20 protein-coding genes are annotated in these 22,989 nt (G+C 47.2%); 12 read left to right on the top strand and 8 right to left on the bottom strand.

The window, feature by feature from the left end:
- Positions 1-120 precede the first annotated feature (120 nt).
- A complete protein-coding gene (locus AC0OMU_RS02455; protein WP_003244937.1) occupies positions 121-477 on the bottom strand; it encodes a YisL family protein in 357 nt (118 codons plus the stop codon).
- A gap of 115 nt (positions 478-592) precedes the next feature.
- Positions 593-1,498, bottom strand: a complete 906-nt coding sequence (locus AC0OMU_RS02450; protein WP_015383297.1) for a fumarylacetoacetate hydrolase family protein — start codon at positions 1,496-1,498, stop codon at positions 593-595.
- Between the two features lie 154 nt (positions 1,499-1,652).
- Between AC0OMU_RS02450 and AC0OMU_RS02445 the strand changes: the two genes are divergently transcribed.
- The 8 genes from AC0OMU_RS02445 (at position 1,653) to AC0OMU_RS02410 (ending at position 5,248) form a co-directional block, all read left to right on the top strand.
- Positions 1,653-2,576, top strand: a complete 924-nt coding sequence (locus AC0OMU_RS02445) for a CotH kinase family protein (RefSeq protein ID WP_322840018.1) — start codon at positions 1,653-1,655, stop codon at positions 2,574-2,576.
- A gap of 145 nt (positions 2,577-2,721) precedes the next feature.
- Complete coding sequence (gene yisI, locus AC0OMU_RS02440; protein ID WP_003233086.1) at positions 2,722-2,892, top strand: aspartyl-phosphate phosphatase YisI; 171 nt, start codon at positions 2,722-2,724, stop codon at positions 2,890-2,892.
- 422 nt (positions 2,893-3,314) lie between these two features.
- Positions 3,315-3,536: a spore germination protein gene (locus AC0OMU_RS02435; protein ID WP_003233088.1), complete on the top strand. Its 222-nt coding sequence runs from the start codon at positions 3,315-3,317 to the stop codon at positions 3,534-3,536.
- 14 nt (positions 3,537-3,550) lie between these two features.
- Complete coding sequence (gerPB, locus tag AC0OMU_RS02430; RefSeq protein ID WP_003233090.1) at positions 3,551-3,784, top strand: spore germination protein GerPB; 234 nt, start codon at positions 3,551-3,553, stop codon at positions 3,782-3,784.
- A 22-nt stretch (positions 3,785-3,806) separates the two neighbouring features.
- On the top strand, positions 3,807-4,424 hold the full coding sequence (gene gerPC / locus AC0OMU_RS02425) for a spore germination protein GerPC (RefSeq protein WP_181218775.1): 618 nt from the start codon (positions 3,807-3,809) through the stop codon (positions 4,422-4,424).
- Entirely contained in the window at positions 4,421-4,597 is a 177-nt protein-coding gene (gene gerPD, locus AC0OMU_RS02420; protein WP_014476380.1) for a spore germination protein GerPD, read from the top strand. Before gerPC ends, gerPD begins: the two co-directional genes overlap by 4 nt.
- Positions 4,597-4,998, top strand: a complete 402-nt coding sequence (locus AC0OMU_RS02415; protein WP_046340225.1) for a spore germination protein GerPE — start codon at positions 4,597-4,599, stop codon at positions 4,996-4,998. The genes gerPD and AC0OMU_RS02415 overlap by 1 nt, the downstream gene beginning before the upstream one ends.
- A 31-nt stretch (positions 4,999-5,029) precedes the next feature.
- A complete protein-coding gene (locus AC0OMU_RS02410) occupies positions 5,030-5,248 on the top strand; it encodes a spore germination protein (protein WP_003233096.1) in 219 nt (72 codons plus the stop codon).
- Between the two features lie 36 nt (positions 5,249-5,284).
- On the opposite strand, the gene hlpB is transcribed toward AC0OMU_RS02410, so the two are convergent.
- The 5 genes from hlpB to addB form a co-directional block, all read right to left on the bottom strand.
- On the bottom strand, positions 5,285-5,587 hold the full coding sequence (hlpB, locus tag AC0OMU_RS02405; protein ID WP_063335012.1) for an HNH nuclease-like protein HlpB: 303 nt from the start codon (positions 5,585-5,587) through the stop codon (positions 5,285-5,287).
- Positions 5,588-5,600: 13 nt separating this feature from the next.
- Positions 5,601-8,993 carry an exonuclease subunit SbcC gene (gene sbcC / locus AC0OMU_RS02400; RefSeq protein WP_474240878.1) on the bottom strand — a complete coding sequence of 1,131 codons (3,393 nt, stop codon included), beginning with the start codon at positions 8,991-8,993 and terminating at the stop codon, positions 5,601-5,603.
- Positions 8,990-10,165 (bottom strand): exonuclease subunit SbcD, encoded by a 1,176-nt coding sequence (gene sbcD, locus AC0OMU_RS02395; protein ID WP_047182392.1) that lies wholly within the window; start codon positions 10,163-10,165, stop codon positions 8,990-8,992. The genes sbcC and sbcD overlap by 4 nt, the downstream gene beginning before the upstream one ends.
- Positions 10,166-10,236: 71 nt before the next feature.
- On the bottom strand, positions 10,237-13,935 hold the full coding sequence (gene addA / locus AC0OMU_RS02390) for a helicase-exonuclease AddAB subunit AddA (protein WP_181218766.1): 3,699 nt from the start codon (positions 13,933-13,935) through the stop codon (positions 10,237-10,239).
- On the bottom strand, positions 13,922-17,422 hold the full coding sequence (gene addB / locus AC0OMU_RS02385; protein WP_100506212.1) for a helicase-exonuclease AddAB subunit AddB: 3,501 nt from the start codon (positions 17,420-17,422) through the stop codon (positions 13,922-13,924). Before addB ends, addA begins: the two co-directional genes overlap by 14 nt.
- A gap of 183 nt (positions 17,423-17,605) precedes the next feature.
- On the opposite strand from addB, the gene AC0OMU_RS02380 reads away from it, so the two are divergent.
- Both AC0OMU_RS02380 and AC0OMU_RS02375 read left to right on the top strand, forming a co-directional pair.
- Positions 17,606-18,043, top strand: a complete 438-nt coding sequence (locus AC0OMU_RS02380) for a ferritin family protein (protein WP_047182389.1) — start codon at positions 17,606-17,608, stop codon at positions 18,041-18,043.
- 117 nt (positions 18,044-18,160) lie between these two features.
- Positions 18,161-18,487, top strand: a complete 327-nt coding sequence (locus AC0OMU_RS02375) for a four-helix bundle copper-binding protein (protein ID WP_047182388.1) — start codon at positions 18,161-18,163, stop codon at positions 18,485-18,487.
- A 29-nt stretch (positions 18,488-18,516) separates the two neighbouring features.
- Here AC0OMU_RS02375 and AC0OMU_RS02370 read toward each other — a convergent pair whose 3' ends face one another.
- The gene (locus AC0OMU_RS02370; RefSeq protein ID WP_015483055.1) at positions 18,517-20,244 is read right to left on the bottom strand and encodes an SgrR family transcriptional regulator; all 1,728 of its coding nucleotides are present in this window, start codon (positions 20,242-20,244) and stop codon (positions 18,517-18,519) included.
- Between the two features lie 113 nt (positions 20,245-20,357).
- Here AC0OMU_RS02370 and AC0OMU_RS02365 point away from each other — a divergent pair, with 113 nt between their 5' ends.
- On the top strand, positions 20,358-21,563 hold the full coding sequence (locus tag AC0OMU_RS02365) for an MDR family MFS transporter (protein ID WP_047182386.1): 1,206 nt from the start codon (positions 20,358-20,360) through the stop codon (positions 21,561-21,563).
- 106 nt (positions 21,564-21,669) lie between these two features.
- Entirely contained in the window at positions 21,670-22,824 is a 1,155-nt protein-coding gene (locus tag AC0OMU_RS02360; protein ID WP_474240877.1) for an AbrB family transcriptional regulator, read from the top strand.
- Positions 22,825-22,989: the final 165 nt, after the last annotated feature.

Here is a 22,989-nt window from a genome sequence, read left to right as displayed (position 1 = left end):
TCATAGGACGAGATACCGCTTACAGGGAATTTTAAGGTTATTTTAAATGATTTGGAATATGAGGGGATAAATATAAAAAAACCCAACTCTATCAAAGAGCCGGGTTCATAGGTTTTTCTATTAAAACAATTGAAAACCAATTGGCAAATGCAGACCGAGCAGCACTGTCAGCAAAAGGACAATGACGAAGCCGACCCACAGGCCTCCTGTTGATTTTTCTTTTTTCTTGCGGATGAGGAGCATTTCCATCAGGCCGATGGTGATAATGCCCAGAATCATTTTGCCGGCGTATTCTCCGTTCCAGTTGGCGAAACGGACAAACAGCTCAGCTCCTGTCAAAATAATAAGGATATAGAATAACCGCAGAATCATATGAGTGATTTTTGCGCCCTTTGCACTTCCTGACGAATACAGCGAGTAGCTGACGAAAAGCAGAATCAGCGCTACCACCCATGTCGTAATATGTAGGTGTGTCATACATGTTCCCCCTATCAGATAAATTACCCCACTTATAGTACCATGAACTTGTCCTCTGCCACAAAGATGATTATCAGAAAAAACGGGCGGGTCCGGGTCCGCCCTCCAGTTTTATTCAGCCAATTTGGTTTGACAGCGTTCCGATCGGGTCAATTGTAATATCAATTTTGTCACCTGACCGCAAGAATTTTGGAGGCGTAAACCCCTTGCCGACACCAGACGGCGTACCGGTGGCAATGATGTCGCCCGCTTCAAGCGTCATCCCCTTTGAGAGGGTTTCAATTAATTCCGGAATGGAAAAGATCATATCGCTTGCCGAACCGGATTGGCGCAGCTCGCCGTTGACTCTAGTTTCAACCTTGAGGCGCTCTGGCTCCTGAATAGATGATTTATGTACAAGCACGGGCCCCATCGGACATGTCGTATCCAAGCTTTTTCCGATAAAAAACTGCTTATGCCTTTTTTGCAGATCACGCGCCGTGATATCATTCACAATCGTATATCCGAAAACATGGTCATATGCATCTTCTTTTGAAATGCGGGTCCCGCTTTTTCCGATCACGACAGCAAGTTCTCCCTCATAATCAAGCTGAGAGGTAACCTCTTCATGGCTCTTTACGATATCACCATGCCCTGTAACCGTTATCGGCGATTTTGTAAATACCATCGGATGCTCCGGAATATCAGCCTCGCTTCCCATTTCAATCGCGTGATCCCGGTAGTTTTTGCCGATGCAGATGATATTTTTTGATGGCTTCGGAATGGGTGCATGGAGCTTCACCTCAGATAATGAATACATAAATGATCCCAGCTCATCATTCGGTTTCTTTGCCCACTCGGCCAGCTGCCTTGCATGCGCAACGAATTTATCCCCTTCTGCGATACATTCAATCAGCGATCCCGGAATCGTCTCAAGTTCAAACAGTTTTTTTTCAGCCTTTTGCAAATCCATAATTTTCTCATCGTCAATGATCAGGCCGACAAACATTCGGTTGTAAAGTTCCCCTGTCGCAAATTTCATGTTATTCCTCCATCATCTTTTAAATCAGAATGCTCCTTCATGTATTCTCTGTCGAATGCTGAAATCCCTTTTTCTCAATTCCGTTTTCATTTCGTTTCAGGACGGGCTTGCTCTACATATCATACAAATGTCGTTTTGAGAAGGAGGAAAGAATATGGAACGCGTGCATTTATTTTTTCATCGGGAGCAGCTGAAAAGGAAAGGTACTGCCAAGGGGCTTTTCGTAACAGATCGATCTGTTTCTCCCATTCTTCTCACACAGCGTGACAGAGCGGAAAAGGCATCCTATGAAATCAGCTGGGAAAAGTCTCTGCTTGGTGAAAGGACACTTTTTTTGAATGCAGAACAGGATGATCCGTCCCTGATGCGGCGCAGACTCGCCTATTGTTTTTTTGACCAGATCGGCGTACCTGCTCCCGCTGCCTCGTACAGCTTTCTGACAATCAATGGCCAGCCTGAAGGCATTTATTTGAACATCAAGAACCATCAGCCAGCCGGTAAAACGAGTTACGGAGCAAAGACGGCCGATCCAAGGGTTCCGTTGTCCCTTTTTAACAATGATTCCTCGGCATTCTTACATGAATTTTTCATACTGATCCGCACAGCTGGAGATGACGAATTGGCTGAAAGGATTAAATTGTATCTGGATGTCAAGCTGTTTTTTTTGTGGCTGATCGGCAACGCCTGCACCAATCAAGGCTTTTACTACACATTTTGTTTAAACGAATCCGGTCGGCTTTACGTTTCCCCGATGGAGACAAGATCGCTTGCCGTACAAGAATGGTATGAAGAAGACCCGCTTCTGGCAAAAGGAAAGACGCTTTCCTCAAGGCTTCTATCCATTACCGCCTTCCGGTCGCAATATCACACCTTAATGAAAAACGTGCTGAAGCGGTCGTTTACTATTGAACGATTATCTCCTCTCATCAACGAATGGTACCTTGACATTTGTCAAAGTGCTGCTGATGATCCTTTTATCAAAAAAAGCCCCTTTCAAATCGAAAAGGAGCAGACCAACATACTTAGAGAAATGGAGGAACGGCAGGACTTTTTGCAAGCACACTTAGCAAGACTTTAGTCCTTTCTCCATTAAAAAAGGCCGCAGCAAAAATTGTCGCTTTTTTAGTCAAATTGACGAAAGGCAACCTTTTGAGCCAAAATAGGTTATACTAACGATATCCTGTATTTATATCAAAATAAAATCTAGAATTGGAGATAGCGTAATGAACAGTAAAATTGAAGAAATGAGGATCACACTAATTGAAACCGCACAAAAATACGGCATGAATTCAAAAGAAACGATTCAATGCAGCCAAGAGCTGGATATCCTGCTGAATACCCGGATTAAAGAAGAAATGATTTTTGGGAGATATCTTGAAAACTCCCGTATGTAAATCATTTTCTATAACGATTAGAATACACCACATGTAACTCCGCTTTTTGCTCAGCACTTCTGGGATATACCTCAGGGCGAGAATGTGCCCGCCCAAAAATCGAATACCGCAGCACGACATACTCCAAAAAGCATTCTACACGCAAAAACACCAAAGAAATAAACAAAAATCACCATAGGCGGATAGCGGCATCCTTCGCCGCATTTCCGCTCAATTTATACCCAACATCCTCTTTTGCCATGTTTAAACATAACGGCCCGAAAAAATAAAACGCTTTCATCAAGAGCCGATATGTCCCCTTTAAATTTCTCTCACACATATGTGCGTTTGTCATAAGCTATCGTGAATAGCCCAATTGAAATCAGAATTGTCATTTCACTTTACCTGTCTTTTTTTAATTTTTCAACAAAGGATGTGCTCGTATGCCGGCCATTGTCGGAGCGTTTAAAATTAATGCGATTGGTACGAGCGGAGTCGTTCACATCGGGGACTGCATTACGATTTCTCCTCAGGCTCAGGTCAGAACGTTTGCCGGTGCTGGCAGCTTTAATACCGGCGACAGCCTCAAGGTGATGAATTATCAAAACGCGACGAATGTGTATGACAATGATGCGGTTGATCAGCCGATCGTGGCCAATGCGTAAAAGGAGTGAGGCTCATGAACTTCTATATTAATCAAACCATTCAAATCAACTATCTCCGGCTGGAATCAATCAGCAACTCCTCCATTCTGCAAATCGGGAGCGCCGGATCAATCAAGTCTCTGTCAAATTTGTATAATACAGGGAGTTATGTAGAACCGGCACCAGAAGTTTCTGGCTCAGGGCAACCGCTCCAGCTGCAGGAGCCCGACACAGGTTCATTGGTCCCGCTCCAGCCTCCTGGCCGTTAATCATATGAAAGAGGTGAAGAACATGTATGATCAATCTGTTTCCTCTTACCTGCAAAACTTGAATTCCTTCGTTCAGCAGCAGGCGATTCACATTCAGCAGCTCGAACGTCAGCTGAAAGAGATTCAAACTGAAATGAATACGATGAAACAGCGGCCGGCCACTACCATTGAGCGTGTGGAGTATAAATTTGATCAGCTGAAAATCGAAAGGCTCGACGGAACTTTGAATATCGGCTTAAATCCGACTGACCCGAACAGCGTCCAAAACTTTGAAGTCAGCCAGTCGACACCGCAAATCGGGATGATGCAGCAGGAACAGAGCGCTCAGCTCATGCAGCAGATCCGGCAGAATGTCGACATGTACTTAACCGAGGAAATCCCAGATATTTTGGAACAGCTTGAAAACCAATATGACAGCAGACTTGACGATACAAACAGACATCATGTCATTGAAGACATCAGAAAACAAATGGATAGCCGGATTCACTATTATATGTCCCATATCAAAAAAGAAGAAAATACATCGCCTGCACAATATGCAGAACATATCGCTGAGCATGTGAAGCGTGATGTCATCCGCGCTGTAGAACACTTTCTGGAGCATATTCCATCAGAAATGAAAGGAGATGAGCAAGCATGATCTTTACAGTCATCAACCGCAGCTTGGAAGTCGGGGACATCCGGATGAACGGTGTGTCCAGTTCCTCCGTTTTCCACATCGGAGACACTGAATCCATCTACCTGTCTTCTATTTTTGATACACCGCCTGAATCTCTTATCATCGGGCCGTTTGCTCCGATTGCGCCAGAATAATGCTTAAACGCATATCACGCATCAGACTAGTTAAGTTTAATTCCCTCGGGATCGCAAGTGTGTTTCAAGTTGGCGACACAAATGAAATCGATATGAGTGTAAAAGTATTTGCTGTTCAGCGTTCTCGGTCCACGTTTTACCATAATGAAGGCTCATTTAACAAAAAGGAGTATCAGATCTTTCAGCAGCAGGCAGTGAAGCCGATTCCCGAAACAGGTGTACAAAGCGCATTTTGCCACGAGGTGCCGGCTATTTATGTTCGCAGCATCAAAATTCAAGGGGTGTCCGCCTCTTCTGTTTTACATGCTGGTTCAGCTTCGCTTATCCGCGGTGATGCGAGAATCAAACATATCAGACAGATTCAGTCTCCGCGCTCACAATCGCCCGCCAAGAACATATAATAAACAGAGACTTCGATAAAGGGTGTCGTTTATGCCAGCAATTGTCGGGCCTATAGCTATCAATTCCATATCGGGCGGAGTCGTAAACTTTGGTGATTCCTTTTACCTTTCTCCGAAAAGCTCTTCAAAATCTGCGCTCGGTTCGGGAGCAGGAAACACGGGAGATTTCCTTCTATTAAATAACGCAGTCAACGCGACAAATTATATAGACCCCGATGTCAACGATCAGGATATGGTTGGAAACGGATAAAAGCAGCCGCTCTGCAAAGAGAGGGCTGCTTTTTAGTCATTTTTTCTTTTTTCGTTCATTTGATTTCTTTGTTTTGATCAGCTTCTCAGGCGGCTGTTTTCTGATCCATTTGACAAATCGGGCAAGCTCTGGATCGCTTCTGAGTTCAGCCATTCCGTTTAAACGTACAGCGAGCTCTTGATTGGAATATAAGGCATGAATCTGTTTATGACAAGGAATACAGAGCATCGCTGTCGGCAAAAACGTTCCGCCTTCCTCTTTCGGTGTGAGATGATGCTCTGTCAGCTGGACATTGCTCCGGCCGCACAGCTCACATATTCCGGCAGTCTGCTTTGCCATATCCGCTCCTCCCTTACATCAACTCAAGTGATACCCGCGTACCGCGGCCGCTCGGTTCAGCTGGATGGACGATCAGCTTTTTCGGAAGCCGTGCACGCAGTTCCTGCACATGGCTGATGACACCGACAGCCAGATTGTCTGACTGAAGTTTTTCCAAGGCCGTTACAACCGTATCAAGCAGATCTTGATCCAGTGTGCCGAAGCCTTCATCTAAGAAAAAGAACTGAAGCGGGTATTCCCCGCGAAGCTGGATCTGCGCAGACAGCGCAAGAGCAAGTGAAAGCGAGGTGAGGAAGGTCTCTCCTCCAGACAAACTGGAAACCGGGCGTCTTACGCCTCCATTCGCGTCATCCCGCATCACGAAGCCGCCTTCTGAATCTACTTCGATGGCATAGCGCTGTCTTGTCAGCATACTGAGTCTTGCTGAGGCGTCCCTCGCAACGCTTTCAAGCTGCTCCTCAGCTAAAAATTCGACGAAGGTATTGCCTTTAAACACAGCTTGCAGCTTGTCCAGCCTGTCGATATGCGTCTGCCATTTTTTCAGTTCAGCTTCAATTTCATTAAACCGTTTATGATGGTCGCGAATGACAGCCAGTGCTTTTGCTGCCGCGCCTTTTTCCTCTATAGCAATGCCAAATGCGTCCTCAGCTTCTTGTAATGCTGCAACGGTTTCGTTCCATTCGCTCTCTGATAATGCTCTGCCGGCAAGTATCTCTGCTACTCGTTTTAAGTTTGCAGCATTTTGCTTCAGTTTATCCATAAACTGGTCTATGCCGGTTTTCATCTTTTCAAGTTCATCAGCTGGGATGAGACTTTGTTCAACCTCCTCAGTCCGGGTAATGGAGGTGTTTTTTGTATGCTCAAGCCAAGTAGCTTTTGCTTTTTCCAATCTGCCCTTCGCCTCTTGAAGAGTGAGCTCGCTTGCAGAAGCGCGGCTTTTCGCCTGGTTGAGCTTCATTTGGGCGCTTTGCAGTTCTTCATATAAAAATTGTTCTTTTTCCTTTAACAGCTTTAGATCCTGCTGGACAGAGCGGAGTTTGATTTGAATCGAATCTCCTTTTGCATAATCTCCGAGTTCGTGCTCATAATCAGCTATCACGCTCTTGATGCGTTCAGCCGCATAATGAAGCTCCAGCTTTTCCCGTTCAAGCCGGTGTCCAGATTCCCGCAGTTTTTCCTTTTGTGCTTCATGCTCAGCAAGAAACGCGATACTCTTCTCAATTCGTTTTTCACATTCTTCTGCAGCCCGGTCCTTTTCTTCAATGGCTTGCTGCCATTTTTCTGCTTCGTCCACAGATTGATTCTGAAATGCTTCTTTAAACATGTTCAGACTGCCGTCCATTGAGGATTGAAGCTCGGTGATGATGCTTTCAATACGGTCAGCTTCTCTTTTTTCAAAACCGATTTTTTCATTAAGCTGCTCGGCCTTTTTTAAAGACTCCTGATAGGCGCCAATCATTTGTGCCATTCGTGTCTTAACAGAAAGAATGTCCTGCTTGATTCGTTTCCATTCAAATTTGGCAGTTTCAAATGCTTCATACACCGGCTGATTTTCGAAGGAAGCTGCCGCTTCAAGGTTCTGCGCTTGAATTGTCTGCAAAAACGGGCACTGTTCAATAAAGCGCGCGGACTGTTCTTCAAGCGTAATTTTGGCTGAAAGAATCTCCTGGCTGAGAGCAGCAGCTTCCGTCAATAACACATCTGTCCGTTTGATGTCCTCTTCAAGATGGCTGTCGGCTTCATATGTTTCATGTACTGAGGCAGATGGATCATGATCGGTTGAACCGCATACCGGGCAAGGCTTTCCGGCAGTCAGCTTTTGGGCTAACTCTTTTGTCAGCAGTGCCACCCTTGCTTTTTCACGCTGTAAATGAAGCGTGTGTTGACTCTTTCTAGTCTCTTCCGTCATACGTGTTAATGAGCGTTCCGTTTCGCACACCAAATGGTACACAGTTTGAACTGCCTCATATGCCTGAATGATGTTGTTTTCTTCTGCTTCCGTCTTTTGAACGAGTGTATTCTTCTCTTCATTTATCTTCTGAAGCACGAGGTTCAATTCGTCACTTCGTTTTTTCTCTTTTTTGATTTGTTCCTCGGTTTGTCTGATGCGCAATGCCATTTCTGCGGCCTGCTGGCAGCTTTTTCGCTCATCGGATGTCACCTGCAGGGATTTGAGCTGCTGTTTCAATTCTGTCTGTCTGTTTTGCCCTCGTGTCAGGCGGTCTGTTACGGTCTCTAATTCATTCATGACAGATTGAAGAGCCTCTTCTTTCTGCCGAAGGTCAGCCTTTTTGCGCTCTTCCTCTTGCTTGGCCTCACTCAGTTTGATTTCGATTTCCTGCAAGCGTGAAAGCTGTTCCTGTTTGGTTAAAAGCTCAGGCTCTTTCTCGCTTTTATGCTGGCGCCACGCTTCATACTCTTCATGTTTTTGCTGAAAGAAAGCTGTCCGGTCTGCTAAATCCTTTTGGGCTACCGTTTGTTCCTTTTCAGCTTGCTCCTCATGCTGGATCGCTTCTGCGTACCGGTCCGCATAGGGCTTAAGGGCTGCTGCTGTTTCTGCTTCCAGCAGGCGTTTTTGCATACTGTCTATATGCGGCTGTTCTTCTGCGAGACGTTTTTCCTCTTCTTCATAAGCGGATTTTTCCTTTTGGACATTCCATATCTCCTGATGCTCTGTAAACCGCTCCTTCGCCTGATTACGGTTCTTCCTCATCGCTTCCAGCCGGGCTTCAGCTTGTTCGAGAGCCTTTTCAGCCTGCTCAACTGCCTCTGAGCTCGCCTCACCGAGACCGGACTGTTCAGCAAGCATTTCATTTTTTCTCGCATTGGCTTCCTGCGCCTGCCGTCTCAGCTTTTTCACAAGCCTGTCTCCATATTGCTCCAAATTAAATAAACGCTGAAGCATATGCCTGCGCTCTGCCCCTTTTAAAGACAGAAATTCAGCAAATTTCCCTTGGGGCAGCACCACCGCTCTCGTAAAATCGTCGATCGTCAGCCCTAAGAGCTCCTCAACTCTTTTATTCACTTCGTTGGCTTTATCAGCCAGCACCGTATGCTCATCCTTGATTTCGATAAAGCGGCAAAGTGCCGTTTTCACCTTCATTTCATCCGTTCTCTTAAACACACGCTCGACTTTGTATGAGATTTGATGATTCGACTGAAGCGCAAAGGTAAAGGAAACAGACAGCGTATCTTCGGCGTGGTTTAAAATTCCGTGCGTATTATTTGCCGCCCGTTCCACCTTTCCGTATAAAGCAAGCGTCATTGCGTCGAGAATAGAGGATTTACCGCTTCCTGTCGGGCCGAAAATGCCGAAAACACCGGCACCGGAAAGGCCTTCAAAATCTATCGTCTGCTCCTCTCTAAAGCTATGGAGCCCCTTAATGCTTAAAGCGATCGGCTTCATTTCGCATCCTCCTCTTCAACGCCTGATGCAAGCTCTAAAAACAGCTTCACCATTTCTTCATCCGGCATCGCACCGCCAGTTTGTTTTTCATAAAATTTCTTAAAGCGGTCCTCGATTGAGACATGTTTAACCTCGATCCGTTCCCGGTCTTTGTTCTGTTCTTCAAAAACCGGCCTGATATGGATAAAGCCCGGGTGCGCCTTCCGCAGCCTGTGAATCTCTTCAAGTGACAGCTGGTCCGCGACACGGATTTCCAGGTCAATCCAAGCATTCTGATCTCTGCCTTCATCCAGCCAGCTATATACCTCACTCAATCCATTTGCCGCTTTCCACTTCACAAGTGGCTTGCCGCTTGATAATAACACCTCTTGCCAAGTGGCCTCTTCCCCAGGCTTTGCGTCCACAATCGTCACTGATTTAGCGTAGCCCGCTTCAGAAAAGCTGTAGGCGAGCGGAGATCCTGAATAACGCGCAAGCGTCCGCGCCCGCTTGATCGTTTGCGGGCGATGCAAATGGCCGAGCGCAACGTAAGCGGCATCTGCCGGCAGGCTTTCAGCAGCCACCGTGTATGCACCGCCGACTTCAATCGGCCGCTCTGAATCGGTTTGGTTTCCGCCTGCCACATAAATATGGCTGGCGGCAATCTTCACTGCATCGTTCCGGAACCGGCTTGTCATATGCTCAAACGCCTGCCTGATTTTCACATCATAGTGATCACGGAGCAGCTTTTCATCAAACGTATCGGATAGCACTTCATTTAACCGCGCTTCAGATGGGTACGCCAGTGCTCCAACCGCCAAAAGCTCTCCTGCTGAAGGCACTTCAATATGAATCGGCTCTGTTGTCGGATAACCGATTAAATGAATGCCGTTTTCATGTGTCAGCGGTGAAGCGGCGGACAAACGGTCAGGATTATCGTGGTTTCCGGCAATGACGACGATCGGGCGCTTTCCTCTGTCGCTAAGCGCAGACAGGCTTTCATAAAACAGCTGCTCGGCTAAAGCTGGCGGGTTTACGGTGTCAAATGCATCCCCCGCCATTACAATGGCATCGATCTGCTCATCCTTTACAATCGTATTCATTTCATCCAGCACATCGGCCTGTTCACTCAGCCTGCTTCTTCCTTCAAGCGTTTTTCCAAGATGCCAGTCAGCCGTATGTAAAATCCGCAAATGCTTTCACCTCTCTTTTATATAGAAAACGAGACCCGCTCCGCCTAAAATTCCGGAGCTTATGGATCTCGCTATAATGTGAGAATGTGCCCCCCGTCAAAGAAATAAAGCGCACATCCCTTTACCTTTGTTTTTGCAATTTGCTCAACTGCCTTTGTGTACAGCTGAATTTGCGTTTCATATCGTTTCTTCAAGATCGGGGCCGCTCCTTCAAATCCATGCTGGAATTTGCCCTCAATCCGGTCCGACTTATAATCCAATAGATATAATCCGTCCTCAGTTTCATAGAGACAGTCAATGATACCCTGAACTAAAAGTGGCTCATCCGCCTCCTGTGCATCAGGATAGATCTCCTTGGCCGGAAGCGCTAAGCTGAATGGTATTTCCCGGTCCTTCCACTTAGCGCCGATCAGCTGTCCGCCGATTTCTGTATGGAAAAATTGCACGATTTCTTCTATATCAATAGCGTCTTTTTGTTCTTCAGTGAGAAGCTCTTTTTCATAAAGCCTTTGAACCGTCTGCTCAGCTTCTTCTATCGACGGTACATGTGACAGCGGGATATGCTGCATAACCGTATGCATGGCAGTCCCTTTCTCTGCAGCTGTCAGGCCTTTTTTCATCATAAAAGCGGGACGTCTGTACAGAATGCTTCCATCAGCCGGTTTTACAGGGGCCCTGCCGCTGTATTCATCCTCGTACTCTCTTTTTCTTTTGATCTCAGAAACCGATTGCTTTGTCCGAATTTGCGTCACCTCGTGATGCGGGTATGTCCAGCTCAGCTGCTCGCGGGCTTTTTCATCAAACGCAAACGAGCCGGGAACTGGTTCACCTCGGCGGATCGCTTCTAGGCGCTCGCTTTTTTCTTCCATTCTTTCTTCCAGATCATCATCAAGCAAATCATAGGAATGGATCATTTGAACGGCAAAACGAGCCGGGTGATCTGAGATATCAGCGTGAGCTGGCACACCAGCCAAATCCTCCAAGTCTCTGTGCCTGGCAAGAGCCGGCCCGATGAAATCTAGATACGTTTTCGCCTGATAGCGGTCAAATTCCGGCAGAAGCCAATCAGTTTGGGACGCGGATGCCTGCCATTTTGCAAGCTGTTTCTGATGATCCTTACATGAGCCAATCAGAAACAGCTTTTCCTTCGCTCTCGTTAATGCAACATAGAGAACACGCAATTCCTCTGACAGCAGCTCCCTGCGCATTTTTTTCTTCATCGCAATGAGCGGAAGTGTCGGATAGCTGATGCGTAATTGCGGATGAATATACTTCGTGCCAAATCCGAGCTCCTTATCCAGCAGGTACGATTTATTTAAATCCATCATGTTGAAATTCCGGCCGAGACCTGCTGCAAACACGACTGGAAATTCGAGCCCTTTGCTGCTGTGGATCGTCATTAAGCGGACAACATCCTCCTGCTCGCTGAGCGCTCTCGCCGTACCAAGATCATCGCCCCGCTCCTGCATGCGTTCGATAAACCGCAGGAAACGGAACAAGCCGCGAAATGCCGTTGATTCATATTGACGCGCCCTGTCATAAAGAACACGCAAATTGGCCTGGCGCTGTTTTCCGCCCGGCATGCCGCCGACATAATCCATATATTTGGTGTCGCGGTACACTTCCCAAATCAGCTCAGATACTGAGTGGTTTTTCGAAAAAACGCGCCATTTTTGCAGATGTCCGTAAAACGTATTTAACTTTTGATAAAGCTCATCGTTCCGGTCACCAGCAGCCAGGTAGTCTTTCATCGCCTCATAGTACGGCGCTTTTTTATTTTCAAGCCGGATCAAAGACAGCTCGTTTTCATCTGCTCCGACAATCGGTGAGCGCAGCACAGAGGCAAGCGGTATATCCTGATACGGATTATCAATCACCTTCAGCACAGAAAGCGCGACGGCGACTTCGACCGCTTCAAAATAGCCTGACGTTAAATTGGCGTAAACCGGTATGCCCTGTGCTCTCAGCTCCTCCATGATTTGCGGAGCCCACGGCATCGAACGGAGCAAAATCACGATATCTCGGTATTGAATATTGCGATGTGTTTTCTTTTTTCCGTCATACACCTTAAATGGCGATGAAATCAGCTTGCGGATTTCCTTAGCGATGGCTTTTGCCTCAAACTGCACCGTTTCAAGCTCTTCTGCTTCCTCGCTTGCATCCGTATCTTCTGCGTTGTCGATCAGCAGCAGCTCTGTTTCCGTCTCGTCATTGTCCGGATACGCTGCACCAAGCTTCAGCTCAGCCTGCTCGTCATAATCGACCTCACCGATTTTGCCGCCCATCAGCTGTTTAAATAAAAAGTTTGTGCTGTCTAAAATATCAGCCCGGCTTCGGAAATTTTTATTTAAATCGATTTTCCGCCCCGTGCCTTCTCCGCTCTCTGTAAACCGTTTGTATTTAGAAAGGAAAAGAAGCGGCTCCGCGAGCCTGAATCGATAAATCGACTGTTTGACGTCTCCTACCATAAACAGGTTACCAGTCTCCTCCGGCCCGCTTGTGACGAGCTGCAGAATCGATTCCTGCACGAGGTTGGTATCCTGATATTCGTCAACGAGCACTTCATGAAACTGTTCCTGATAAAACCTTGCAGCCTCGCTCGGCTCACGTTCACCTTTGTCATTCTCAACTGTCAAAATCGCTAAACAGTAATGCTCCAAATCAGAAAAATCGATGATTGATTTTTCCTGTTTCGCAGCTTCGAATCGTTTTCCATAGCTGATGACAAGCTGTACGAGCGTTTCAATGACAGGCTTCATCTCGGCTAGGCTTTTCAAGTGCTGTTCAGGACTTCTCGTAAAGTAGTCGGTTTTGAGCTTTTCAAGCAGTTTTTTTGCGCCGTTTCTCATATCTGTCGCCTCATCAAGGAGCGCTGGATCGAACTCATCCCCTTTTACTGCTTTGGCACGCTTAAAAGAGACGGCGGGCACCCGCTTATATAGTTCACTGAAATCGTCCTGATGCTGAATCAGTTCATCAATCTGCGCAAGATCATCAAGAAAATTGTCAGCACGCGGCGCCGGGCCGCCCGGCGCTTTCGTCAGCTCAAGCGCGCGCAAGAGCTTTTCCTTCGCCCCGTTAAGCACCATTGCAATATCTTCTTTGACATATTGATAAAACGGCAGCTCCTCGATGGCGCTCTTTTCTGATACATCATACAAATGAACAAAGCTTTCCAGCCACGTCTCCGGGTTGGGATGGGATCGGGAATACTCGTACACCTGTTTAACGAGAAATTGCAGATCCAGATCGTGCCGGTCTGTCGTATAGCGGTCAACAAGCTCAAAAAACGCCTTTTCACCCTTTGCGTATTCGTCTTCAAACAGCTCGTCAAGCACTTCATCCCCGAGCAGCTCGCCTTCCGTCTGATCAGCTATCCGAAAGCCCGGATCAAGATCAATCAAGTAGTAATATTTCTTCAGCACTTGCAGGCAAAAGGAATGGAGCGTCGAAATGCTGGCCCGGTTTAAAAGAGACAGCTGGCGTCTAATATGCAGCGAGCCGGGGCGCTGTACAAGCTCTTTTTCCAAGGCTTCTGCGATTCGGTGCTTCATCTCTGCCGCTGAGGCGTTTGTAAATGTCACAACGAGAAGACGGTCTACATCTATTGGGTTTTCCTCCGCAGTGATTTTCCGAATCATTCGTTCAACGAGCACAGCGGTTTTACCAGAGCCCGCAGCCGCTGCCACAAGAATATCCTGGCCGGTTGAAACAATGGCATTCCATTGGTCATCTGTCCATGTGCTGTCTGCCGGTTTAGGAATGTTCATTGCCATCCGCCTCCTTTTTTATCCACTCAAGTATTGTCTTGTCCTTTTCAGCCTTTAATGGGCGATACTCGTTTTCTTCCAGTGATTCATCAAATTGGCATACTGATTTGAACGCACAGTATGTGCACGGCGTCTTGTTCTTCATTTTGTACGGCTCAATGGATACGCGCCCGTCGGTGATTTGTTCGCCCGCTTCCTGGAAGGTGCGGCGCACATGTTTTGTCAAAAGATCAAATTCCTTTTCACCGACTGCTGCCGAGTCTGATCTAAGAGATCCGTCTTTTTTCAAGCCGGCGTTTATGATATTTGACCGTCCCTCTTGAAGGGTTGTATCCATGAGGCGAACCACTTCCTGATCACCGAGGAGCAAGCCCTTCATTTTAAATTTCTTAAAGATCTCCTGTTCAATCTCGTCAAGCCCAAGCGGGAGATTAGATTGAATCATCGGGTCATGAATATGGAAATACAGCACTCCGGCAGGCGTCGCCCTCATCCCGAGCCAGTCAGCTGAATGTGTAATCGATAAATCAAGGTACGTCAGCATTTGCAGTGCCAATCCGTAATATACTTCCGCTAAGTCAAGGCCTTTGTCGCTTGATTTATAATCGACAATCCTGAGGAGCAGGCCTTTTGAGCTTTCAGCCTTATCAACACGGTCAATTCGCCCGACGAGTTCCATCGTACAGCCGTTTTTCAGTTGAAAGGTCAGCGGCGGAAGCGGCCCTTTTCCTCCAAAGCCCAGTTCAAGCCCGATCGGTACGAATCCGCTCGCTTTCGCATGCTCGCTTAAAATGCCGGACACACGTGTCACAATTTTTTGCAGTTTTTCCTTCACATAATAATGCCGGTTTGAGCTGAGCAGAATTTCCTTTTGCAGTTTCGGTGCCAGCCGCTCTACCGCATCATAGGAAAACAGCTCGCACTGCTCCTTCGTTAAATCGCGCCAATCCAGCTTTTGCTCACGCAGCCTGTCAGAAATCAGCTTTAAGCTGGAATGAAACAGCTGGCCGATATCCGGTGCTTCAAGCTTGAAGAATTGCCGTTCCTTCAAATGCAGCCCGTGTGACGCAAAATGGGAAAACGGGCATGCGTTAAAGGTTTCCATTCTCGATACACTGCCCTGAATGCGTTCACCATAGAGCTGTCTCGACACGCTGCGTTCAAGCTGCTTCACTTCATTCCGGAAAAACAGGCTTGAGAACAGCTTTTTCGACTGCAGCCTGTCCGGCTCACTCATCAGCACATTGTACGTGCTCCACCAGACGTCGCTGATGTCGTATTCCCGTGTCCATAACCTGAGCTGGCTCGCGGTAAAGGACTGTGCCACGCTTTTATTCACGACATACATCAGCTGTTCCTCATCGCTGACCTGTTCAGGTTCATTTGTTAACAGGCGCTCCTTATGATGCGGAAACAGTTCTTCCAGCCGCTTAACGATCATCGACGGCAAAAGCGTTTTTCCTTCCGCATCAGCAATCGGATACGATACGTAAAGCCGGTCAGACGGACTTGAAAACGCCATGTAGATGAGGAAATGCTCATCAAGCAAACGCTCCCGTCCGCCTGAGGATAGCTCAACCCCAATCGTTTTCAGCCATTCCCGGTCATCATCCGACAGGACCCCGTTTTCATCAGGGCGTGCCGGCAGAACGCCGTCGTTTGCCCCGAGCACAAAGGTGCAGGAGGTGCCATACATTCTGGACAAATCCATATTGCCGACAAACACCTGGTCAAGCGCGGGCGGAATAAGAGAAAATGTAAGCGACTCCGCGCCGGCTTCTATCATTTGCTGAAACAAATCAAGAGAAATCTCATCATCTCCCATCATTTCAACAAACTCCTCAAGCAGCTGAATGACTGCGTCCCACGCCTGCTGATGCTGCTGCGCTTCAATGATTCTGCCGTCATCCTCAGCACGCTGCCTTTCCTGATCCAGCTTCAGCGGCACATCCGTCTCTTCTAAATAACGATAGAGCGCCTCTGCCTTCTCTTGAACCGTCTTCGCTTTTTTCATGCGTTTTTGAAGCTGAAAAAGCGGCGGAACAATCCAATCGCGGGTGTCATTCAACATGTTTTCCATTTCGATTTCCTGATCAGTCTGCGCAAAATCATCATCCAATGACACAAAACGCCTGTATTGGAACCGATCGCCCTTTGTCCAGCGGTCGCCTTTAATACCATAGGCGATACAGTAATTTTCGAGCTGATCGACCTGTTCTCTCACTTTGGCCTTCGGTTCATTGAGCGGGAATAGCAGTTCGGTTTTCACGCAGCGAAACACCGCTTCATAACGCCAATTCCCTTTCAGAACATCAAGGCTTGACCGGATAAATTCAATTAACGGATGGTTCAGCATAGATGCTTTTCCGTCAATGAAATAAGGAATCTCGTAATCTGCGAAAACTTCCTTCACCATATCCTTGTAGTCTTCCGGCTGGCGCGCAAGAATTGCTACATCCTTATAGCGATATCCCTTCTCTCTGACTAGGGCGTGAATTTCCCGGGCAATGCCTTCCAGCTCAGCTCGTCTGTTTGCGGCCTGCATCACAGTAAGGGCTTCTTGTTTTTCTGCGTATGGAACGGCCGGACGCGCTTCATACTGTGCCTCTAGATGCGCCAATTCCGGCGTCTTTGTATGCCGCTCAGTCCCGCTCAGCTCTTTATACGTAATGTCCAAATTCAGTTCCTTCGCCTTCTGATGCAGGCGGTAATAGGTTTTCCCCGTCATTCTGAACAATTCCAGTTCATGCGGCTCCCGCTCATATGACGGCTTGTCCGCTGTGAGCGAAAACGTGATATGCTCCGCATGAACCATAAGCTGCTCCAACACCCTGAATTCCTGCGGTGTAAACTGATAAAAGCCATCCACATAGATATGGGCGCCTTTTATATCTTCCGCAAGCGGGATATGCTCTGCCAGCAATGTCAAATAATCCTCAGAGTGAAGATATTGGTCTGCGAGGCTTTTTTCCATTTGCTGATACAGAATTGATAAGTCATGGAGCTTTTCAGATAAAACACGTTCTCCGCGATACTCGGAAGCCGTTCCGCTTTCCGCCATCCGGCGGATATCCTCCGGTTCCAGACAATAGCGCTTAAACTCTGTCAGCATCCGCTCAACCTGTGCGGTAAACCCGCTTTTGTCACTCGCTTTTTGATAGACTTTGAACTCCTGTTTATGCTCCTCAATGAGCTTCCGCAGGAGCATTTGTACGCCGGTGCTCGTCAGAAACGGCCTGCTCATTCCTCCCGTATGCTGGAGGACGCGCCAAGCCAATCGTGAAAAACTGAACACTTGAGCGCGTATCATCCCGCCCATATCTGGCGTTTTAGCAAGCTCGTATTCCATTAAAAACGTCATTTGATCCGGGACTAGAAAAATGATCGGCTTCCCGAATGGAGCCCGGCGCAATTCATCCTGAATGCTGTTGATGATCAGCTTCGTTTTTCCACTCCCGGACCTGCCTACTAAAAACTCTGCTCCCAAATTAGAAGACCCCTCTCTTTTTATCTCTATATATTTTATCGAATGTTGACGAAAATGACCAATCTGATCTATTGGTAAAAACGGCCTTTTCACATATAAAAAGCTGATTATCTCCGCACATCTCTCCCTGCCCAACATATACTTTTACAGAAGCCCAATTCCTAAGAATGGAGTTGAACCCCCTTGCATTACAGCTACTATCCCTATCCGGTGCCATACAGGGAAGATCCTGTTTTGATTCGGAATTTGCAGAAGGCCATCAACGGAGAATTCAGTGCAATTCAATGCTACCGCAAGCTTGCCGAACTCGCCCACAGCGATGAGGTCAGAAAACAGATTGAAGAAATCAGGCGTGACGAGATTCGCCACCTCCGTGAATTTTCCACACTATATGGTTCAATTACCGGCAAACACATCATGCCGAAACAAACGGAAGAATGCCCGGACGATTTCACAAGAGGACTGGACGCCGCTTTTAAAGATGAACAAGAAACCGTCGACTTTTACTTGCGTGCGGCCGAGGAAACGTCAAACTTAAAAGCAAAAGGCGTCTTTACGCGCGCAGCACGTGATGAACAAAATCACGCTGTCTGGTTCCTATACTATCTGATGGAACGTTAGATATACCCGTTCAGGGTATATGTACATATCCCCTTAGCTAAAAACACACTCCCCTGTTTTTTTCAAATGCAGCCGGGAAACATAAAACCATATACTGTCATACAGGGGGAATCAACCATGGAGCAATATTCTGAAGCTTGTATTGAGGCTTGCATCGATTGTATGAAGGCTTGCAATCATTGTTTTACTAAATGCTTGGAAGAAAGCGTGCAGCATCATCTCAGCGGATGCATCCGGCTTGACAGGGAATGCGCGGATATTTGCGCGCTGGCGGTCAAAGCCATGCAAACGGACAGCCCGTTTATGAAAGAAATTTGTGCACTTTGCGCCGATATTTGTGAAGCATGCGGCACTGAATGCGGAAAGCACGATCATGATCATTGCCAAGCATGTGCGAAAGCCTGCTTCACCTGTGCTGAACAATGCCGCAGCATAGCAGCGTAAAAAAGAGAGTTCAAAAAAGAACCCTCTTTTTATTTGGACAGCCATACGGAGTACAAATCAATCCATCCCTCTTCATCAAGCACCAGGCCTTTTACATTTTTACTTGATGTCACCTGGAGAACATTTTGATACAGCGGGATCGCATTCAGCTCCTGTTTCATCTGCCGGTCAATGTCACGCAGGATGTCGATTCTCGAACAGCGGTCAGGCATGGAAAACATCCGCTCTGTCATTCCTAAGCAAATCTGTGTCAACTTTTCAGATAGATGCTGATACAAGAAACTGTTCTCCGACAGCAGCAAATGCAGAAAACCAAACTCGCTGTCTTGATAAAACGTCGCACTGTCATGAATGATATCCGCCATCTGCACAGTTTCCGGCCGTCGCAGATCAGCAGCATCACAGAATTGAAGTGTAAGCCTGATACCGTGCTGGGCGCAAATATTTTGAATCCATTCGGCGTCCTCACGATGATCCGTTTCCGAAAAGGTATAAAGCACGATTGTTTCGCCCTCGTATCCGCTTTTCTTCAACAATTCAGATGGTGAAACGCCCTCCCACTCAAAAGAACTCGGATGCAAAAAGGACGTAACCGGGATTCTTCGGTGCCCTCCCGCTTCACGAACGAGCCGTTCAGAGGAAATCAGCAGCCGGAGCGCTTTTCTAAAGCTTCGGTGCTGAAGAGGCCCCTTCTTTTTCAGATTGAGCGACAAATACTGAACATGCCGCTCATCAAAAACAGTTTGCTGCTCAGGACATGTTTGTTTTTCTTGAATGGTAAAACCGTTCATCTCTCCGGCTTGCTCAGAAAAAACAAACTCAACGCGATCCAAATAGGGGCGTCCCTTGAAGTAGCGCTCATTGGCTTCAAGCACAAGCATCCCGCTGTGTTGCTGATTCATCTGAAAAGGCCCTGTTCCATTTTTCCCGCCGCCCTGTTCTGCCGGCAGTATGGACAGCCGTTCATCACAAAGAGCATACGGCAAAAGCGCATTCGGCTTATCGAGTATGAGTTCCACACAATAAGGGCCCTTTTCTAAGACTTGTTTCACTCCGTGCAGAAGCCATTTATACGGGTTGTCAGCCAGTTCCAAAAAGCGCTGAAATGTAAACGCAACGTCCCGCGATGTCAGCGGCTGTCCATTATGAAATGACACACCTTTTCGAAGAAAAAATCTCCATTGTTTTTTTTCGACCTCTTCCCATCCATGAACCAAATGAGGCTTTGGCTCCTGCATATCCGAATCAAACGTGAAGAGTGTATCAAATATCTGTTTGACGAAATGGCCCTCAGACCGTAAAAATATTTGGCATGGATCCAAACTGCTGACAGATTCAGGCGTGATGAACAGCCGCAGAACATCCTTCGCCCCATTCTCGCCTGTCTCCGTCACAAATCCGAATACCTCTGAAAGCCACATGTTATATTCGTTTTGAAGCCCTGGAAACGCGGACTGATACTGCTGAAGCAGCTCCTTTGCCTTTTTAAGCTTTCCTGACATGGTATATTCCTTGGCAGTTTGAAGAAGCAGTTCCTCAGGCCTCCGAAGAAACGCGATTTTAGATTTGCGGCCGCGCCCCGCCCCGCTTTCCCGGATAATCCAATTGCTGTTCTCCAGCTTATGTAAAATGAGCTTTGCATTTCTTTCTGTACAAAATAAACAGTCGGCAATCTCAGTGAGCGTCATTTCGTTCATTTGCCCATACTCGGCGCAGCCTGTTTTTACAAGCGCCACGTAGTGCTCTATTAGCTTCAATCCCCGCACCTCCCGACAAAAGGGGAATTTTTATCTCTTCTTTTCTTCACTTTTTGGGCCGCCGCCCCTTCTATACACTACTACTATATCAAACAGCGAAAGGCGGCGATCACATGTTGACCAGTTTTCACTCTATAAAATCGAGATATACCGCTCCCGTTCGGCTCCGCTTTTTCGGCGAATTGCTGACAAGCTTGACAGGTGCAATGATGGGACCTTTTATGGTGCTGTATCTGCATGAACAATTAAACGGCAGTATCATGATGCCAATGCTGATCATCAGCCTTCAGCCATTTGCTGATATTTTCCTGACGCTCGCTGCAGGAAAGGCGGCGGACCGGCTTGGGCGGCGCACAGCGATTTTGACCGCATTGCTTCTTCAATCAGCGGCAATGACAGGGTTTGTATTTGCTGAGCATGCGTATGTTTTCGCTATTCTCTATGTCATGAATGGCATCGGAAGATCGTTGTACATTCCCGCTTCCCGCGCCCAAATCGCTGAAAGCACGCCGGAAAGCAGACGTTCGGAAGTGTTTGCGGTCATCAATGCGATCTATTCGGCGGGCCTGACGGCAGGGCCGCTTGTCGGGATGCTTCTGTACAAACATAACCCCGTGTGGATATTCGCATTAGATGCTGCGGCATTGTTTATCTACTTTCTGATCGCTGCACTGAAACTACCTGAGACAAAGCCGCTACGCCCAGCTGTTACCCCGAAAATGTCCGCGAGCTTTACGATATACAGGCCTGTCCTGCTTCTTTTGCTGCTTTCTCTCCCCATCAGCATGTTATATGCACAAACAGAAACAACATACAGGCTGTTCAGCAAAAACATGTTTTCTGATTATCTGTCCATGCTGACCATCTATTCAGCAGCAAAAGCTTTATTCAGCTGTGTTCTCCAAGTACCTCTTGTCAAAGGGACCGAAAAGCTTTCAATGAAAACGATCCTCTTCATTACTTATATTTGCTACTCCCTTGCGGCTGCCGGTTTTGCATGCTCAACCTCCCTGACAATGCTTTTAGTGACGGCAGCGGTGATGACGGTTGGCGAAAGCATCGGGCTAACCCACATCCAGACCTTCATATCGAAATTGGCGCCGCCTCATTTGCTGGGCCGGTTTTATGCTGTCTATGGTCTGCATTGGGATATATCCCGCTCAATCGGACCGCTGGCAGGCGGGCTGATCCTGACATCATTTGGCGGAGAAGTGATTTTTTACGCTCTTGCCGTGTGTCTGCTGACAGCGGGTTTATCTCTGACTTACACAATAGAGAAGATCGAACACAAGGTCATAAGAAAAGTGAATCGCTTATAGAAAATAATTCATAATTTCTTTATCAACAAAAATATACTATAGTAATAAATACATTCACTACGTGAACAATTGGAGTGTTACGTGAAAAAGGAAGAAGGGTTTTACATTGAAGAAAGACGAAAATCTCCTCAAAGATCTATGGTTTATCGCAATCAGTGCAGCCGGGGGGTTTATTCTTTCATTAACCGGAATATCAATTGGATGGATGATCGGAACACTGATTGTCGCCTGCTGCCTCGCTATGATACGGCCGGCATGGCTGATGATGGCACCAGACCAAAAAGGAATTAACCGACGATGGCTCGCCCTTGGGCAGATGATCCTCGGCATCGAATTGGGCCAAAAGCTGAATTTATCCGTTCTCTCTGTTCTCAAAGACCATTGGTTTTCAGTCGGCGTTATGCTGATATTGTCTATCCTGCTGGCTATGCTGTCAGGATATGTGCTTTGGCGTTTCAGCAAAACGGATATGATGACTAGCTTTGTCGGCACCGCTCCCGGCGGGCTTTCCGCCATGCCGAGCATCGCACAGGAAGTAGGCGCTAATACCGCTATAGTCAGCCTCGTTCAAATGATGCGTGTGCTGCTCGTGGTGCTTTCCATTCCGTTTTTAGTCATTCTGATCTATACAAAACAAGATCGTACCGCAAGTGCCGCAGCAGAGACGATTTCTTCTGCAACGACAGATTTTAGGCTCGCTCCCGTTTTGTGGACCGTCATTCTTATTCTCGCTGCCTGGGGAGCTTGCAAAGCTGCGAAATTTTTAAAATTTCCAGCTCCATGGCTGCTCGGCAGCATGCTCGGTGTAGCAATTGTACATGTTGGCGGAGCTGCGGTGACAGGGCACGACATGACGGCATGGTGGCCATCACAAGCTAACCATGTATCACAAGTATTTCTCGGGGCAACGATCGGCTCTAAGATGTACAAAAGCATGTTTGCCGGTGTCACCCGTATTATCATCGTCGGGTTTGTCTCGTCCGTCGGTTTAATCGCAGCAATGTTTTTGAGCGCCGTGATCGTTTCTGAGCTGACAGGAATTTCGCTCATCACTTCTGTTCTGGCATTTGCGCCCGGCGGGATTGCAGAGATGGCGACGACGTCAGTTACCTTACATGCTGATTCCACCTTTGTCGTTGCGGTTCAGGTCATTCGCGTCATTCTGGTTATTGCCCTGCTGCCGCCGTTTTATCGCCTGCTTCACCATCTTCATGGTGAAAAAAAAGAGAAAAAGAGCTCGATTAGCGGCAGTAATGCCTAGTTGAAAAAAGGGTTCAAGAACTTTTAAATCGCAAACCATCGAGATGGGGAAATATAAGTGGATATTTCGTTGTTAATGGATCAGATTTGAAGTGAGTGCTGCCAGAGGGTGAAATGAAAGGCAAAGAAATAATTGACGACTTACTAATTGAAAAAGAGGTTAAAA

The organism is Bacillus sp. FAU18 (assembly GCF_056033885.1).
Note: the sequence above shows the minus strand (reverse complement) of the source record. Positions and strands in the feature narration are given on the sequence as shown.